The organism is Pseudomonas sp. (assembly GCF_040514055.1).
GTDB lineage: Bacteria > Pseudomonadota > Gammaproteobacteria > Pseudomonadales > Pseudomonadaceae > Aquipseudomonas.
Genome location: NZ_JBEVDL010000039.1, coordinates 1 through 15,012 on the forward strand (window position 1 = coordinate 1; position 15,012 = coordinate 15,012).

Consider the following 15,012-nt stretch of genomic DNA (forward strand, 5'->3'; position numbering starts at 1 on the left):
CCGCATCGATGATCTTGCTTTATTCCTCCGCAGCGCTGCGCTGGGCAGTTTCACCGCCGCGGCGCTGGAGGCTGAGCTACTGCCGGGTCAGGTCGCCGCCGCCATCAAACGTCTGGAGCGCGAGCTGGACGTGCGCCTGTTCGCCCGTACCACTCGCAGCCTGCGATTGACTGCCGAGGGCGAGCAATATCTGCCCACCGCCCACTCAGTGCTTGAGACCCTGAAGCAAGGAAAGGAAAACCTGCGGGGTGAGAACGCCACGCTGCGGGGCGTACTGCAAGTTACAGCGCCGTCCGATCTGGGGCGCAACATACTGCTGCCGTGGCTGACGCTGTTCCGCCGTCAGCATCCGCAATTGACGTTGCGTTTTTTCCTGTCTGACCAGATGGCCAATCTGTTTCGCGACCCGGTGGACGTGGCGATTCGATACGGCCCGAATGAAGACGCCAACTACGTGGCACTGCCGCTTGCGCCGTGGAACCAGCGGGTGCTGGTTGCCTCGCCGGCGTATGTGCAGCGCTGCGGTTCTCCTCAAACGCCGGATGACTTGAGCAAGCATCCCTGCCTGCTCTATCTGCAAAATGGCCGGGTCTACGACAAGTGGAACCTGGGCGGGCAAACCGTGCAGGTTTCGGGGCCGTTGTTCAGCAATGACGCCGATGTCGTGCGGCGCTGGTCATTGGAGGGTGAAGGTATCGCCTACAAATCCTGGCTGGATGTCAGTGCAGATATCGCCGCAGAACGTCTGCTTGTGCTGCTGCCGGATTATCCTGGCGAAGCGTCACCCTTGAGTCTGGTGTGCCCGCATCGCAAGCAGATCAGCCCTGCGGTTTCTCAGCTTTATACGTGGTTGAGGAGCCAGTTTTCTGCTCTGGAGCGCAGTTGAACCGATACTGTGATTGATGCTCACTGAGCATCCCGCGCTTCATGGTTCGGCGGATCAATGCGTTCAATATTTCCCAGTACCAGCGCTCGTCCGGCAAACAGGCCGCCCGCTGTTTCCAAGGCAAAACGTTCGGCATCGCGTTTGCGTACTTCCTCGATCACTGCGTCGGCTTCGTGCTCAGACGCACCCAGAGTCAGCACGGCCTGACGACCAAGCAGCAGGGCGGCCTCAAAGGTTTCCCGCACTATGTAGTCGGCGTCGTGTTTGACCAATTCCAGCGCATGTTCGCGGTCAAAAGCGCGCACCAGCAATTTCACCTGCGGGCAGTAGTGCCGAGTACTTTCGACAATGCGTGTCGCGGCTTTTTTATCATCCACACAAATAATGATGGCGCGGGCGTGATGAGCACCGGCAGCATGCAATATTTCATGGCGGGCGCCATCGCCGTAATAGACTTTGAATCCATAGGGTGTCACGGCGCGGATGACCTCCGGATTTATATCAATGATAGAAATTTTCGCTCCCTGAGCGAGCGGCGCCTGGCAGGCAATCTGCCCCACTCGGCCAAAACCGATGATGAGTACATTGCCTTGAAGATTGTGTGCGGCTTCCACACCGTCCATGGAAACGGTCTGCGCGCGAGCAAAGCGCTTGAACAGCAATACAGTCACCGGCGTAATGGCCATGGAGAGCACCACAATAGCCGTCATATTGGCGTTGACTTCAGGACTGATGACCCTGAGTTTGAGCGCTTCGGCAAACAGCACAAAAGCAAATTCGCCCCCCTGCGCCATAAGCACGGCGCGATCCAGCGCGTCGCTATGGCTGCTTTTCGCGAGGCGCGCGACCCCATAAATACACAGTGCCTTGACCACCATCAGGGCCAGCACACCCGAGGTGATGAGCACCCAGGCCTTGGCCATCACTTGCAGATCCAACGACATGCCCACGCCGAGGAAAAACAGCCCCAGCAGCAGGCCACGAAACGGCTCTATATCGGCCTCCAACTGGTGGCGGAATGTGGATTCCGACAGCAGCACACCGGCAACGAAAGCACCCATCGCCATTGAAAGGCCGCCGATTTCCATCAGCAGCGCTGCTCCCAACACAACCAGCAGCGCAGCGGCAGTCATTACCTCGCGCGCTTTGGCTTGGGCCAATAAACGGAACAGGGGATTGAGCAGCCACAATCCTATGACCACCAATGCGCCCAAGGACAGGGCTGCGGTACCTATGCGTTGCCAAAGGGGTGACGTGGGTTCATGCACCAATTCAGTGGGCGCCAGAAATGCCACAACCGCCAGCAAAGGCACTATCAACAGGTCTTCAAACAGCAAAATGGACACTATGTGCTGCCCCCTCGGCTCGGTTATGTCACCGCGCTCCGAGAGGACTTGCATAACTATGGCCGTGGATGTGAGTACAAAACCCGCCGCGCTCAGAAATGACACCTGCCAAGAGAAACCAAAGGCCATGCCGACAAAAGTGAGCAGAAAAGCACAGACCACCACCTGCAGGCTGCCCAGCCCAAAGATCTGCCGACGCAGATCCCATAGGTGCGAGGGTTTCATCTCCAGTCCAATCACAAAAAGAAACATCACCACACCCAACTCGGCCACATCAAGGATGGTGTGGGGGTCATTGATCAGTTGCAATCCGAAGGGGCCAATGATCAGCCCCGCCGCCAGGTAACCGACCACTGAGCCGAGCCCGATGCGTTTGAGCAGCGGGACTGCCACCACGGCAGCGGCAAGCAAAGTGACGACAGCAAATAATTGTTCTGCATTGCCTTCGGCGACCATAGCATTGACCCTCATCCCACATCAGGACCGGTAATGCGTCCACGGCCAGGCGTGTTGAGCAGAGCTTTCAAGCTGAGCGCTCAGTTCCGCAAATTCTTCAGAACTAAGCACAATATCTGGAGCGTTCAGCAAGAACTCTCCGGGGTAGGAATGGCACCTGAAGTCTAGTGCAGGACACAGGCGTCGTTTGAAAGGGTGACAAAAGATTTAGTAACTTCTCCCTGTCCGTACCGTAAAGGGCCGGCTAACAATCCTTTCATTTGGACTAACAGACGATGCAGCAGCAAGCCCAGGCGCAATCGATCGCCCTCAGTGCTCGTGAGGTTGCCCAGGTGCTGCGTGAGGCGGCGCTCGAGGTTCGACCTTTACGCATGCTCCGCCGCCCGACGCAGAACAGCTTCACCCTGATCGAAGTCGAAGGCTGGCTTATCACCCTATGCCATGACGGTGACAGCCATGACGGCTGTGAAGCCTGCACGTCGCCAGACGGCAGGGTTGGCAACTTCGCATCCTGGCCGCGCTATGGCACCGACCCGATCAGCTTACTCAGCACCTGGGAACACCAGCAGCTCGAGCGCTTGCTGCGGGCTGCGCACCCTCCTCTTGCTGTTTCTATCGCCGCGGAGTGATCGTTCACGCAGCAACATCAGGTAGCAGCAGGGAGTGATCACGCCCTAGCATCTAGCAGCATCGTCGCCACACTGACCTCCCGGTGCGCACGGCGCACCCTACAAAAAGCGAACCGCCAGCAAGCTCTTCTCATGCCCACTGCGATCCCGGTTTGCTGCGCGACAGCGCGGCTGTCGAAGACTCTGCGCCCGCTCCTGCAACATTCAAAACCGGTCTTTCTCGAGGTTCTCCAGGTCCACCGGATCGCCCGGTTTGAGACCGAGCTTGGCACGGATGTCCGCGAACATATCATCGTATTCGGCGTGGCCGCGCATGATCAGCCCTGCGTTGACCGGCAAGCCGTGCTTGGCCGCCGCCTTCGCCACTCGACTGGCGAAGTTAAAGGCGCTATCGCGCGGCATGTCGAATTCCTCGACAAAGGCTCGGCCCGCCACGTGCCCGCTTATCTTGAAATGCAGCAGCAAGCCGTGCCCGGGGTCAAGCCGTGCCTCGTAGAAAACGTCGAGGGTGAATTCCGGCATGCCTGGGCCTGCCGGGCTGTTGCTACGGTTGAGATGGCCGGGTGTAAACATGGCTGCTCCTGTTCAGTCTGTGTTTGGCACAAGCCGAGCTCGCTACGGGGCCGCTGTCGCGGCCTGATAACGCGCAACGGCCTCCTCGAGGTTGTAAACGATGCGCTCGCGGCCCAGCGTCCGGCCCAGGGATGACGGCTTGATCATCGCCCGTACGCTCGGGTTGAGCCCGGCGAGCCAGAGGGTGACGCCCTTCTCGCGCTGTTTCTGCTCGAACCCGGTCAGCATCCTGAGCGCGGTGTATTCCAGGTCGAAGACCCTGCTCAGGTCGATGACCACCACTTTTGGTCGGGCTGCGGCGATCAGGGCCAGTATCTTCTGGCCGATGCGCTCGGCATTGGCGAAGAAGATCCGCCCCTCCGGTCGCAGCAAGAGCAAGCCGGGAAAGGACTCATCCTCGGGGTGTTCGACACTGCGGGGGCGAAACACGTTGGAGCCCGGCCGGCGTCCCAGGATATAAACCGGCGGATCGGACACCTGATAGGCCAGGGCCGCGAGCGATATGACGATGGCCACGAGAATGCCCTGCAGGGTGCCGAGCAGCACCACCCCGGCCAGCGCGGCCAGGGCCCAGATAAACTCGGTGTGGCGGACCTTGCGGATCTCGCGGAACTCCCGCGGGCTGATCAGCCCCACCGAGTAGACGATCACCACCACGGCCAGGGTGACCTTCGGCATCAGGCTGATCACCGGGGCCAGGAACAGCAGCGTTGCAAGGGCCAGCAGGGCCGTGACCAGCCCGGCCAATTGCGAGCGCGCCCCCGCGAGTCGGTTGACCGCCGTCTGGGTGGTTCCGCCACCCGCCGGCATGGCCCCCAGCAAGGCACCGCCCACCGTGGCGAGTCCGGTGGCGACCAATTCACGGTTCGGTCGTGGCAGGGGCTCGTCATTCAGGGCGAAGGCCCGCCCCGCCGCGATGGTTTCGGTGAAACTCATCAGGGCGATGCCCAGGGCCGCGGGCCAGAGTTGCACCAGTAACGGCCCCTGCGGCAGCGTCACGTCCGGCAGTCCCCTGGGGACGGCACCGACGGTCTCCACCCCGAAACGCTCCAGACCGAACAAGGCCATGGCGCCAATCCCGAGCGCCACTGCCACCAGCGGCGCCGGTGCACGCGGCACAAAACGGGCGCTGATCCACAGCACTGCCAGCACGATAAGCGCCATGGCAACCGTCGGCCCCGACAGCCGCGTGCTCTCGTCGAGCGTCGCCAGCAGGTTGTCGATAAACGAGCCTCTGTCGATGTGGATGCCCAGCAACGTGGGAAGCTGGTCCATCAGGATAACGATGCCGATGCCGGCCTTGAACCCAACCAACACCGGCTCGGAGATGAAGTTGGCGACGAACCCCAGTCGCAGCAGCCCGGCCAGGACCAGGATTGCCCCCACCAGCACCGCCAGCGTCGCGGTCGCCACCCCGAGGGTCGCCGGCGCCTGCCCAGCGAGCGCCGCGCCAGTCAGGATGGCGATAGTGGTGGTCGTACTGACGCTAAGGGGCCGCGAGCTTCCGCACAGGGCGTAGATCAGCATGGGCACGCACACCGTGTAGAGCCCGACCTGCACCGGCAGGCCGGCGATGGTCGCATAGGCCAGGGCCTTGGGAATGACCACCGCCGCCGCCACCACGCCGGCAAGCCCATCGCGTTGGAGCCAGGCTCGGCGATAACCGCGCATCCAGTCGGGCACGAAGCGCCGCGGGCGGCTGGGCGCCCGCGCATCGCGGCCATCGGGTCGGTTGACGAGGGGCTGTTTCATGGCGCTCTCCAGGTCGCGGCCAGTGTCTGCAGGGCCTGTCGGGCCCGTCAGAACGGTTCGGGGATGCGCTGGAACCGAGACTCCGGCTCGCGGTAGCCGTTGGGCTTCTGCCGTTTGGGTAATTTCACCTTGTCGCGCGGCGTTTGTTCATAAGGGATGCGGCTGAGCAGGTCGGTAATAATATTGAGCCGGGCCCGCCGCTTGTCGTTCGAGTTGGCCACCCGCCAGGGAGCTGGCGTGCTGTCGGTCGCCTCGAACATCGCGTCCCGCGCGCGGGAATAGTCATACCAGCGGCCATAGGATTCGAGATCCATCGGCGACAGCTTCCAGATCTTGCGCGCATCGTTGATCCGGGCCTCGAGTCGCCGGGTCTGTTCCTCCTGGCTGACCTCCAGCCAGTACTTGAGCAGGATCACCCCCGAGGCGACGATCGCGCGTTCCACCAGCGGTACTATTTTCAGAAAGCTGACCGCCTGCTCTTCGGTGCAGAAGCCCATCACGCGCTCCACGCCTGCGCGGTTGTACCAACTGCGATCGAAGATCACCACTTCGCCGGCCGCCGGCAGGTACGGCAAGTAGCGCTGCAGATACATCTGGCTCTGCTCCCGCTCGGTTGGCGCGGGCAGCGCCACCACGCGAAAAATGCGCGGACTCACCCGCTCGGTGATGGCCTTGATGGTCCCGCCCTTGCCAGCGCCGTCGCGGCCCTCGAACAGGATGCAAACCTTCAGGCCCTTGAGCTTCACCCACTCCTGGAGTCTGACCAGTTCGACATGCAGTGGGCGCAGTTGCTTGAGGTAGTCCTTGTTCGTCAGCTTGGCCTGTTCAGTCTTGCCGCCGTGATTCGATTTCTGCTTATCCTTCGCCATGGTCCTGGCCTCACATGGGCCTCGCTGGTTGTCGAAAAGCCCGCCGATGGGCCTTAGGTTCCGTGCTGGGGCTGGTCCTGTGCCGGGAGCACGGCCCGGCCCCGCCAACGGGTGACCCCCGCCCGTGCAAAGAGTGCCCGCCCTCCTCCTGCCGGAACGGACAAGACGCCGGCCCAGCACTTGGGATTGTTCGCGGCGAGGTTCGGCCAAGCCGCTGGCTAGCGTTCTGCGGCGCTCTAGTCTCGGCCCCGCGATGAATCGAGCGCCTTGGCACAATAGCCGAGCGTCTCGGCACCAAATGCCTGGCCACGGGTCTCTAGACTGTGCGCTCACCCTTGCCTGAAACGAGCCACCCCATGCGCAGCAGAACCATTATTTCAACCCTTTTTCTGGGCGTTGCCCTCAACGCCAACGCGGCCGAGTTCAGCCTGTCCAGTCAGGACATCCGCGATGGTCAAGCCCTGAGCAGTCGCGAGGTCTTTCAGGGGTTCGGCTGCACAGGGGGGAATACCTCGCCGCAACTGTCCTGGAAAAACGCCCCTGCGGGGACCCAAAGTTATGCGATCACCGTTTATGATCCGGACGCGCCGACCGGCAGTGGCTGGTGGCACTGGACGGTGGTCAACCTGCCGGCGTCGACGCAGGCCTTGCCTCGGGGGGCTGGCAGCAACCCCAGCAGCGCGTTGCCGGCCGGCAGCGTTCAAGGGCGCACCGATTTCGGCCCGTCGGGTTATGGCGGTGCCTGCCCGCCGCAGGGCGATCAACCGCATCGTTACCAGTTCACCGTCTGGGCGCTTAAAGTCGAGCATTTGCCCCTCGGCGAACAGGACAGCGGGGCGATGGTGGGGTATATGCTTAACGCCAATGCCCTGGCCAAGGCCAGCCTGACCGCTACCTACGGACGTTAAATGACGTGAACGCACCTGTTGCCAGCCCCCCTCCGGAATACCGCATCGGTGCCAGCGTCATTCAGTCTCGACAGCCCCAGGCCTTGCGGCGGGTGCCGGTTTTCGTCACCGCCCTCTGTCACGTGCGCCGGGGAGAAAAGTTGCTGTGCTGGGAAGAGCGGCAGATGCGTGCCGATGCCCGGCATCTGTTGCTGATGCCGGCCGGCCATGAGCTGCACATCAGCAATATTCCCAATGCTCAAGGTGATTACGTCGCCGACCTGGTGACCTTTCCCAAGGACATGCTGCGCGCGTTCAGCGTTCGCTACGCCGAGCAGTTCGCGGCGCGCCCGCGGCACCCGACGGTGGACCTGGGCGTACCGCTGGACCCGCATACCACCCGGGCCTGGGAAACGCTTTTGGCCTGCATCGAGGACGGCGCGCCAGATGCCCTGCGCACCCACCATGCCGAGGCGGTCCTGCTCGCCCTGGGCCTGGCCGGACGCATCGCCCCCCTGCTGCAGGGCAGAAACGATCCGCTGTGCGAGCGGGTGCAGGAAATCGTGTTGCGAAACCCGGCGCACGACTGGACCGCCGCCAGTATCGCCGAGCGTCTGAACCTGGGCGCCTCGACCCTGCGCCGGCAATTGGCGAACGAAAACAGCAGTTTCAGCCAGATCGTCGACAGGGTGCGCCTGGGAATGGCCTTGCACCGGTTGCAGACGACGCCCTGGCCCATCGGTGAGATCGCCGCGGCCAGCGGCTATGCGTGCGCGTCGCGCTTTGCGGTGCGTTTCCGTAAACATTACGGATTGTCGCCCCGGGAGTTACGCGCCACCCTGTAAGCGGCCACGGCGGCCACGGCGGCCACGCGATCGCCTTACCCTCTCCTACCCGTCAGCCTGCTCCCCTAGTCCTCGGCACGGCTCGAAGGGTCGCGATCGTGCGCATAGGCCCGAACGAGCGGAAACGCCGGCAACCAGGACTCGCGCCGGACCGTCCAGCTTTCGTAGCTGGGTGTCAGCTGGTCAGGGGCATCCAGGGACCCCAGGTTCACCTCGACTTCGTCGCCGCTGCGGGCGAACACGGATGAGCCGCAACGGGGGCAGAAATGCCGCCCAGCGTACGCATGCGGCTCGCCCTCGATCGTCACCGCGTTTTGCGGGAAGATCGCCGAGGCCTGAAAGAGCGCCCCGTGGTGTTTGCGGCAATCGAGGCAATGGCACAGGCCGACCCGGTAAGGCCGCCCAACCGCCACAATCCGGATATCGCCACACAGGCAACCGCCGGTGAATCGCTGCATGTTAAGGCTCCTTCAACCCAAGCACTCGGATCTGTACGACGAATCCTATCGACTGTCCCTGTGAGTGACCACCACGGCGTCCTGATCAGCGGCTCGGCGCCGCACAGGAAGTCCTTGTGCAAGCCCGGACAGCTCCGTTAAATTGAGAAAACTTCGCGCCTGCGATTTAATTTCAATTACGCCCCCTTTCCTACTCCTGGTCCGTCTCAGAAATGCCACAGAAGTATTCGTCGCTACTGGCCTGTTTTATTGCCGAACGCAGGAGCCTGGCGCTTTTCCTCACCGGGCGCACCGGCTGCGCGGCCACGGCGGACGATCTGCTGCAGGAGGCCTGGCTCAAGCTGAACCGCTCCGAAGCCGGCGGACCGATCAACAACCCGCTGGCTTACCTGCACCGGATGGCGGCCAACCTGGCGGTCGATCAGGCGCGTGCCGACGCCCGTCGCTTGCTCGACCCGGTGGAAATCGAGCTGCTGCTGGCGATCGCCGATGAAGCTCCGGGGGTGGAGCAGCAGATGGCCGACCGGCAAGCGCTGGAACGACTCTCGGCGATCCTCGACGAAATGCCAACCCGGCGCCGCGAGCTGTTCCTGGCCGCCCGCGTCGAAGGGCACGCGCACAAGCAACTGGCTCAACGTTTCGGCATCAGCCTGCGCACGGTGCAGTTGGAGGTGCACCGGGCGCTGGATTACTGCACCCTGCGCATGGGGCAGATCACCGGCGAATCGGCGCCATGAGCCGGCTTATGGTGCTTCTGTACAGTCACTCCCTTTTCCCTTGGAAACCTGGACGCCCATGAGCCAGCCCCCCCCTCATCCCACCCCTGCGCAACACTTGGCAAGCCAGGCCAATGCCTGGGTGCTGCGCCTTTCTTCGGGCACGGCCACGGTCGCGGATGCCAGCGCCTTGCGCGAGTGGTGCGCACGCAGCCCGCAACATGCCCAGGCCTATCGAGAAGCGACCCGATTGTGGCGACTGGCGGGGCAATTGCCGCGCCCCCGTCGGCGCCAGCGTCCGTGGCTGCTGCGGTCCGCTGTCGGCGCCGTGGCGGCGTGCCTGCTGCTGGGTGTGTTTGGCGCGATGCAGATAGGCCTGGTGCCCGACGCTCGCGCCCTGCTCGCCGACCACCACACCCGCCTGGGCGAGCGCAGGCAGGTGGAGTTGCCGGATGGCAGCCGGGTGGAGCTCGATGCCCGCACCCGCCTGGATGTGGACTTCAGCGCCGGCCAGCGCCACCTCCGCCTCGGCGAGGGCGCCGCGGTTTTTCATGTGCAAAAGGATGCCGATCGGCCCTTTGTGGTCAGCGCTCGGGGTGGCACCGTCACGGCCCTCGGCACGGTCTTCGAGGTACGCCATCAGCAGGACGCCATCCAGGTGACCTGCAGCGAAGGCGTGGTGGAAGTTCGCCAGGGCGCGGCGGCCCAGCATCGGCTTCAGGCCGGCGAACAGCTGCGCTATGGCGCCAACAGCACCACCGCGGTCGCAACGGTGGACAGCGACCAGGCGCTGGCGTGGCGCCAGGGCTTGCTGGTGTTCAAGGGACGCCCGCTGCAGGAGCTGGTCGAGGAGCTCAACCGTTATCGCCCCGGCCGTATCCTGATTGCCGACGCCAGCAAGGCCCGGATGCCGGTCAGTGGCGTATTTCATTTGCAGCGCCCCGACGAAGCCCTGCAGCACATCGAACAGAGCCTGCACCTCACCGCCGTGCAGTGGCCGGCGGGCGTGACGCTGCTGCGCTGAATTTATTTTCTCGATTCATTGCGGGTCGTTCCCCCGGCCAGCGTCATTAGATAAGAACGTCTTTTAGCCGCACTTATCTATCGTTAGCATTTGGGGAACAACATGGGCAATACACGCACTCCGTTCAGCGTCAGGCGCTCCGTAGGCAGACCAGGCCTGGCACTCAGCGCATTGGCCTGGGCGCTGCTGGTCGGTTGTTCGGCGCTGCCGATGGCGCCCGCCCAGGCGGCGCAAGAGCCGGCGATGGCCGGGACGCAGGCCCCATCCCTGGTCTTCGCCATTGCCTCCCAGCCGCTGGATGACGCCCTGGCCGCCTACGGCATCGCCAGCGGGGTGCAGGTGCTGTATCCCGCGACCCTGACCCAGGGCTTGCACTCGTCAGCGATCAACGGCCAGTTCAGCCGCGACCAGGCCTTGGCCCAGCTGTTGGCGGGTACCGGCCTTCGCCATGGTTTCACCGACGAGCGCAGCGTCACCTTGCGCGCCGCCCCCAGATCCGCCCAGGCGACCGAGCTGGCCCCCGTGGTGGTCACCGGTGAGAAGATCAACCGCACCCTGGAGCAGACCCAGACCAGCGTCGTGGTTGCCACCGAGACGGATTTCCGCGAACACGGCGACCGCACCCTCAACGACGTTTTCGCCCGTACCCCGGGGGTCTATACCGAATCCGGCGGGCAGAACTGGGGCATCCGCGGGGTGCCCGTTTCGGGTTTCGACGACCAGGGGCCGGCCACGCTGAACGGCGCGGTGTCGGTGTTCGTCGACGGGGCCCAGCAACCCAACCGTGCCTTGACCCTGAGCCCTTTACCGCTCTGGGATGTGGAGCAGGTGGAAGTGCTGATGGGGCCGCAGTCGACCACCCAGGGCCGTAACTCCCTGGCGGGGGCGGTGGTGATCCAGACCAAGAATCCGACGTTCTACCCCTCCCTCTCGGCCCAGACTCACCTGGGCAACTACGGTGAACACGGGGCGGCCGTGGCCGCCGGCGGCAGCCTGCTGGACGAGGTCGTGGCCGGCCGGGTGGCCGTGGATTACCAGGAAGGCGACGGTTATATCGACAACCGCGCCACCGGCGGTGACGCCAACCCGCGGCGCAACAGCAACGTGCGGGGCAAATTGCTGGTCTTGCCCAACGAGGAGCTGGACCTGCTGCTCAGTTATGCCCACAGCGAAAACCGCCAGGGCGACAATGCCTCGACCCGAGAGAACGGCCGCGTGCGCTTCTATGAGATCGATGCGGACACCGATGCCTTCGACAAGCTGATGCAGGACACCGTCACCCTGAAGGCGGACTATCGCCTGGACGACGCCTGGACCCTGACCAGCCTGTCCTCCGCCACCCGCGCTGACTACAACGCCCGCCTGGACTTCGACCAGAGCGCCAGCGACAACCAGGTCGTGCTGCGCACCCAGGACACCGAGATGCTCAGCCAGGAGCTGCGCCTGGGCTACCAGTCCGGCACGCTCCAAGGCTTTATCGGGGCCTACTACGGGCAGACCCGCAACGACTACCATGATCGTCTGCTGGTCGACGGGACCCCCTTCGGTACGGTGATGGGCGATACCCGGATCGACAACCAGGCGCTGTTCGGCGAGCTGAACTGGAGCTTCCAGCCCGGCTGGTCGCTGATCACAGGGATGCGCTTCGACCGGGAGCACAACGAGACCGATGTCGAGCAGGACGACTTCTCCAGTCCGGGCAAGGTCTCCAAGCGTTTCAATGCCTTCCTGCCCAAGATCGGCCTGGACCATGAACTGGCCGACAACCAGCACCTGGGCCTGATGGTTCAGAAAGGTTATCGCGGCGGCGGGGTCAACGTACGCGCCGGTGGCGGGCATGCCGCCTACGATCCCGAGTACACCACCAACTACGAACTGTCCTACCGCGGTGCCTGGTACGAGGAGACGCTGCGGGTGCGCGCCAACCTCTATTACACCGACTGGAAAGACCAGCAGGTCAGCATGCTGGACGACGCGGGGGACTTCTTTCAAGTCTACAACGCCGGCAAGAGCACTATCCGAGGCTTGGAGACCTTTATCGAGAAAGACCTCGGCAGCCAGCTCAGCCTGACGGCCGGCCTGGCCTATACCGATGGCCGTTACCACGATTTTGTCCTGGGCACCGAGGCCGACCTTAGCGGCGAATCCTTCCTGTACGCACCGAAGTACAAGGCGTCGCTCGGCGGCGTGTATCGCTTCGCCAACGGCCTGTCGCTCGGCAGCGACATCGTCTATCAGGACGGGGCCCCGTCCGAGCACGAGTTCGACGCCCAGGGCCAGGTCACCCATGTACGCAAAAGCGATTACACCACCCTGGTCAACCTGAACGCGGAGTATCGCCTGCTGGAAAACCTGACGGCCTCCGGCTATGTAAAGAACCTGTTCGACACGCAGTACGTGACCAATAACCGCAGCGACGGCATTCTCGATGTCGGCGCGCCACGGACCCTGATGCTGGTGCTGCGCTACGACCTGTAATCAGCCGGGCGGGTCAGGGCGGAAAGCAGCTGCCGCGCCACGTCTGCTCGCTCTCAATCGGCCAGCCCATGCAGCTCCTGTTGCGTGTGGCTGGCAAAGGAGAGCACCGCGATCAGCCTGTCCAGCAGGCAACGCTCCTCTTCAGTCAGGCTGGCGCGCCGCAGCGGCCGCAACTGCTCCAGGGCCTGTTCCACCTCGGTGCGTGAGAACCGCTGGTCCTCGAAGGGGTTGGAAATCCGCTCAAGGAACGCGCAATCGCCACGTTGGCGCAGGCGCGACAACACCGGTAACTGGTCGAAGTCGATGCTGGCCAGCTGATCGGGCGCGTCGCCGAACTGGGCGCCGGGGCCGACCACCAGGTCATAGGCCATGACAGCAATGCCCAGAACGCCGTGGCGGTCGCACATCGGTGGCCTTGGGCGAAGGTTGCGCCTGTTGGTCGTTAACGGGCATGGCTGCTCATTTATTCATTTATTCATTAGGTCAGCGGAGGGTGCGGATGGCGGGCGGTGCCGTTGGAGCCACACGCACCACGAATACCCTGCTCCCTGGGTATCGCTTCGCTCAACCCAAGCTACGTCAAGACTCCTGCGTGGGTCTAGAGCATTGCCACCTTAGCCTTGTGTGCCTTGCGGCTCGGCGCACATGCCCCTGAGACAGCGCCGAAACCGCACAAACGCTCGCGTTTCCCACCTAGGCGCCAGCGATCCGTCTACAGGGGCGCGCCCTCGTCCTGGCCGGTCCAGCCCAAGTCGCTCAACTGCTCGCGCAGCTGGTCGGCCAGGGCCCAGTTTCGCGCGCGGCGGGCCTGCTGGCGCTGGGCGAGCAGCGCCGTGATCGCGGTTGGCAGCGGCTGTTCGGACGCCTGCCAATGGGCGAGATCCAGCCCCAGCACAAGGTCCATCTGGTCGAGGGTGGCGCGCCGCTCGGCCGTTGGCAGCTCGCTTTTCACCAGTTCCCAGACCACCGCCAAGGCCTTGGGCAGGTTGAGGTCCTGGTTGACCTCGGCGGTAAAACGCTCCAGGTACTGCACGTTCACCCGCCCGCCCAGGGGCCAGCGGGCATAGGCGCTACGCAGACGCCCCAGCGCGATGCCGGCGGCCGACAGGGCCGCGTCGCTGAACCGCAAGCTGCTGCGGTAATGCGTGGTCAGGCACAGGTAGCGGTAGACCAGCGGGTCGACACCGCGGTCGATCAGGGACTGCAGGCGCAGAAAATCGCCATCGGATTTGGACATCTTGCCGTGTTCGAGGGTCAGGAAATGGCCGTGCAGCCAGAAGTTGGCTGGACGCGTGCCGTGGCAGGCCTCGCCCTGGGCGATTTCATTGCTGTGGTGCACGCCGATATGGTCCTCCCCCCCGCAGTGGATATCGAACCAGGGGCCCAGGTACTTGGCGGACATGGCCGAGCATTCGATATGCCAACCGGGAAATCCCAGGCCCCAGGGACTGTCCCATTCCATCTGCCGGGTGCTGCCCGGGGGACTGAATTTCCACAGCGCGAAATCGGTCGGCCGGCGTTTCTCTCCGGTCGCCACCCGGGCTCCGGCACGCAACCCCTCTGCTTGCAGGCGCGCCAGGTGACCGTAGTGGTCCTGTCGCGCGGTATCAAAATACAGGCCATCAGCGGTGCGGTAGGTAAAGCCCTTGGCTTCCAGCGTGCGGATAAAATCGATCTGTTCGCCGATATGCTCGGTGGCACGGCACCAGAGGGTCGGCTCGAGCAGGTGGAGGCGTCGCCAGTCCTGCAGAAAGGCCGCGGTGAAACGCTCGGCGATCGCCCAGGCCGACTCGCCCGTGCGCCGGCTGCCCTTTTCCATCTTGTCCTCACCCTCATCGGCATCGGAAGTCAGGTGGCCGACATCGGTGATGTTCACCACGTGTCGCACGGTATGACCGTTGGCCTGCAGCACACGCCGCAGCAGATCCTCGAAAATAAAGGTGCGCAGGTTGCCCAGGTGCGCATGGTCATACACGGTAGGACCGCAGCAATACAGGCCGACCTGTCCGGGCACCAGGGCATGGAACGGCCGCAGGCTGCGGGTCCAGGTGTCGTAAAGGGCCAAGGTCATTCGGTCGCTCCTGTTGAATCGC

Annotated in this window: 14 protein-coding genes; 7 read left to right on the plus strand and 7 right to left on the minus strand. The window is 63.7% G+C overall.

From position 1 onward, the window contains the following. A partial coding sequence (locus tag ABWY06_RS10185; protein ID WP_353925455.1) for a LysR family transcriptional regulator occupies positions 1-886 on the plus strand: 886 nt, incomplete at its 5' end. Positions 887-906: 20 nt separating this feature from the next. Here ABWY06_RS10185 and ABWY06_RS10190 read toward each other — a convergent pair. After that, entirely contained in the window at positions 907-2,688 is a 1,782-nt protein-coding gene (locus tag ABWY06_RS10190; RefSeq protein ID WP_353925456.1) for a monovalent cation:proton antiporter-2 (CPA2) family protein, read from the minus strand. Positions 2,689-2,963: 275 nt separating this feature from the next. Between ABWY06_RS10190 and ABWY06_RS10195 the strand changes: the two genes are divergently transcribed. Beyond that, the gene (locus tag ABWY06_RS10195) at positions 2,964-3,317 is read left to right on the plus strand and encodes a DUF7693 family protein (RefSeq protein ID WP_353925457.1); all 354 of its coding nucleotides are present in this window, start codon (positions 2,964-2,966) and stop codon (positions 3,315-3,317) included. Positions 3,318-3,521: 204 nt separating this feature from the next. On the opposite strand, the gene ABWY06_RS10200 is transcribed toward ABWY06_RS10195, so the two are convergent. Genes ABWY06_RS10200 through ppk2 form a run of 3 tightly spaced genes read right to left on the minus strand, consistent with a single transcriptional unit; the run spans position 3,522 to position 6,511 of the window. Continuing rightward, positions 3,522-3,890, minus strand: a complete 369-nt coding sequence (locus ABWY06_RS10200) for a DUF5064 family protein (protein WP_353925458.1) — start codon at positions 3,888-3,890, stop codon at positions 3,522-3,524. A 42-nt stretch (positions 3,891-3,932) separates the two neighbouring features. Then, positions 3,933-5,642 (minus strand): SulP family inorganic anion transporter, encoded by a 1,710-nt coding sequence (locus tag ABWY06_RS10205; protein ID WP_353925459.1) that lies wholly within the window; start codon positions 5,640-5,642, stop codon positions 3,933-3,935. 47 nt (positions 5,643-5,689) lie between these two features. Then, complete coding sequence (gene ppk2, locus ABWY06_RS10210; RefSeq protein WP_353925460.1) at positions 5,690-6,511, minus strand: polyphosphate kinase 2; 822 nt, start codon at positions 6,509-6,511, stop codon at positions 5,690-5,692. Positions 6,512-6,867: 356 nt separating this feature from the next. Between ppk2 and ABWY06_RS10215 the strand changes: the two genes are divergently transcribed. Together ABWY06_RS10215 and ABWY06_RS10220 are read left to right on the plus strand one after the other, a co-directional pair. Then, on the plus strand, positions 6,868-7,419 hold the full coding sequence (locus ABWY06_RS10215) for a kinase inhibitor (RefSeq protein ID WP_353925461.1): 552 nt from the start codon (positions 6,868-6,870) through the stop codon (positions 7,417-7,419). 5 nt (positions 7,420-7,424) lie between these two features. Beyond that, positions 7,425-8,243 carry a helix-turn-helix transcriptional regulator gene (locus ABWY06_RS10220; protein WP_353925462.1) on the plus strand — a complete coding sequence of 273 codons (819 nt, stop codon included), beginning with the start codon at positions 7,425-7,427 and terminating at the stop codon, positions 8,241-8,243. Between the two features lie 65 nt (positions 8,244-8,308). On the opposite strand, the gene ABWY06_RS10225 is transcribed toward ABWY06_RS10220, so the two are convergent. Further along, positions 8,309-8,701 (minus strand): GFA family protein, encoded by a 393-nt coding sequence (locus tag ABWY06_RS10225; RefSeq protein WP_353925463.1) that lies wholly within the window; start codon positions 8,699-8,701, stop codon positions 8,309-8,311. A gap of 212 nt (positions 8,702-8,913) precedes the next feature. On the opposite strand from ABWY06_RS10225, the gene ABWY06_RS10230 reads away from it, so the two are divergent. The 3 genes from ABWY06_RS10230 to ABWY06_RS10240 all read left to right on the plus strand — a co-directional run bounded on the left by ABWY06_RS10230 (position 8,914) and on the right by ABWY06_RS10240 (position 12,919). Further along, the gene (locus ABWY06_RS10230) at positions 8,914-9,438 is read left to right on the plus strand and encodes an RNA polymerase sigma factor (protein ID WP_353925464.1); all 525 of its coding nucleotides are present in this window, start codon (positions 8,914-8,916) and stop codon (positions 9,436-9,438) included. A gap of 58 nt (positions 9,439-9,496) precedes the next feature. Beyond that, positions 9,497-10,441, plus strand: coding sequence for a FecR family protein (locus tag ABWY06_RS10235; RefSeq protein WP_353925465.1), 945 nt, complete (start codon positions 9,497-9,499; stop codon positions 10,439-10,441). 102 nt (positions 10,442-10,543) lie between these two features. Continuing rightward, a complete protein-coding gene (locus ABWY06_RS10240) occupies positions 10,544-12,919 on the plus strand; it encodes a TonB-dependent receptor (RefSeq protein ID WP_353925466.1) in 2,376 nt (791 codons plus the stop codon). 53 nt (positions 12,920-12,972) lie between these two features. Here the strand turns inward: ABWY06_RS10240 and ABWY06_RS10245 are convergent, their stop codons facing one another. Together ABWY06_RS10245 and cysS are read right to left on the minus strand one after the other, a co-directional pair. Next, positions 12,973-13,326: a hypothetical protein gene (locus ABWY06_RS10245; protein WP_353925467.1), complete on the minus strand. Its 354-nt coding sequence runs from the start codon at positions 13,324-13,326 to the stop codon at positions 12,973-12,975. Between the two features lie 305 nt (positions 13,327-13,631). Beyond that, positions 13,632-14,990 carry a cysteine--tRNA ligase gene (gene cysS / locus ABWY06_RS10250; protein ID WP_353925468.1) on the minus strand — a complete coding sequence of 453 codons (1,359 nt, stop codon included), beginning with the start codon at positions 14,988-14,990 and terminating at the stop codon, positions 13,632-13,634. Between the last annotated feature and the right edge of the window lie 22 nt (positions 14,991-15,012).

Excerpts from the sequence above, each read along its gene's own strand:
- ABWY06_RS10190 (WP_353925456.1), bottom strand. The coding sequence starts at position 2,688 with ATGGTCGCCGAAGGCAATGCAGAACAATTATTTGCTGTCGTCACTTTG.
- ABWY06_RS10195 (WP_353925457.1), top strand. The coding sequence starts at position 2,964 with ATGCAGCAGCAAGCCCAGGCGCAATCGATCGCCCTCAGTGCTCGTGAG.
- ABWY06_RS10200 (WP_353925458.1), bottom strand. The coding sequence starts at position 3,890 with ATGTTTACACCCGGCCATCTCAACCGTAGCAACAGCCCGGCAGGCCCA.
- ABWY06_RS10205 (WP_353925459.1), bottom strand. The coding sequence starts at position 5,642 with ATGAAACAGCCCCTCGTCAACCGACCCGATGGCCGCGATGCGCGGGCG.
- ppk2 (WP_353925460.1), bottom strand. The coding sequence starts at position 6,511 with ATGGCGAAGGATAAGCAGAAATCGAATCACGGCGGCAAGACTGAACAG.
- ABWY06_RS10215 (WP_353925461.1), top strand. The coding sequence starts at position 6,868 with ATGCGCAGCAGAACCATTATTTCAACCCTTTTTCTGGGCGTTGCCCTC.
- ABWY06_RS10225 (WP_353925463.1), bottom strand. The coding sequence starts at position 8,701 with ATGCAGCGATTCACCGGCGGTTGCCTGTGTGGCGATATCCGGATTGTG.
- ABWY06_RS10230 (WP_353925464.1), top strand. The coding sequence starts at position 8,914 with ATGCCACAGAAGTATTCGTCGCTACTGGCCTGTTTTATTGCCGAACGC.
- ABWY06_RS10235 (WP_353925465.1), top strand. The coding sequence starts at position 9,497 with ATGAGCCAGCCCCCCCCTCATCCCACCCCTGCGCAACACTTGGCAAGC.
- ABWY06_RS10240 (WP_353925466.1), top strand. The coding sequence starts at position 10,544 with ATGGGCAATACACGCACTCCGTTCAGCGTCAGGCGCTCCGTAGGCAGA.
- ABWY06_RS10245 (WP_353925467.1), bottom strand. The coding sequence starts at position 13,326 with ATGTGCGACCGCCACGGCGTTCTGGGCATTGCTGTCATGGCCTATGAC.
- cysS (WP_353925468.1), bottom strand. The coding sequence starts at position 14,990 with ATGACCTTGGCCCTTTACGACACCTGGACCCGCAGCCTGCGGCCGTTC.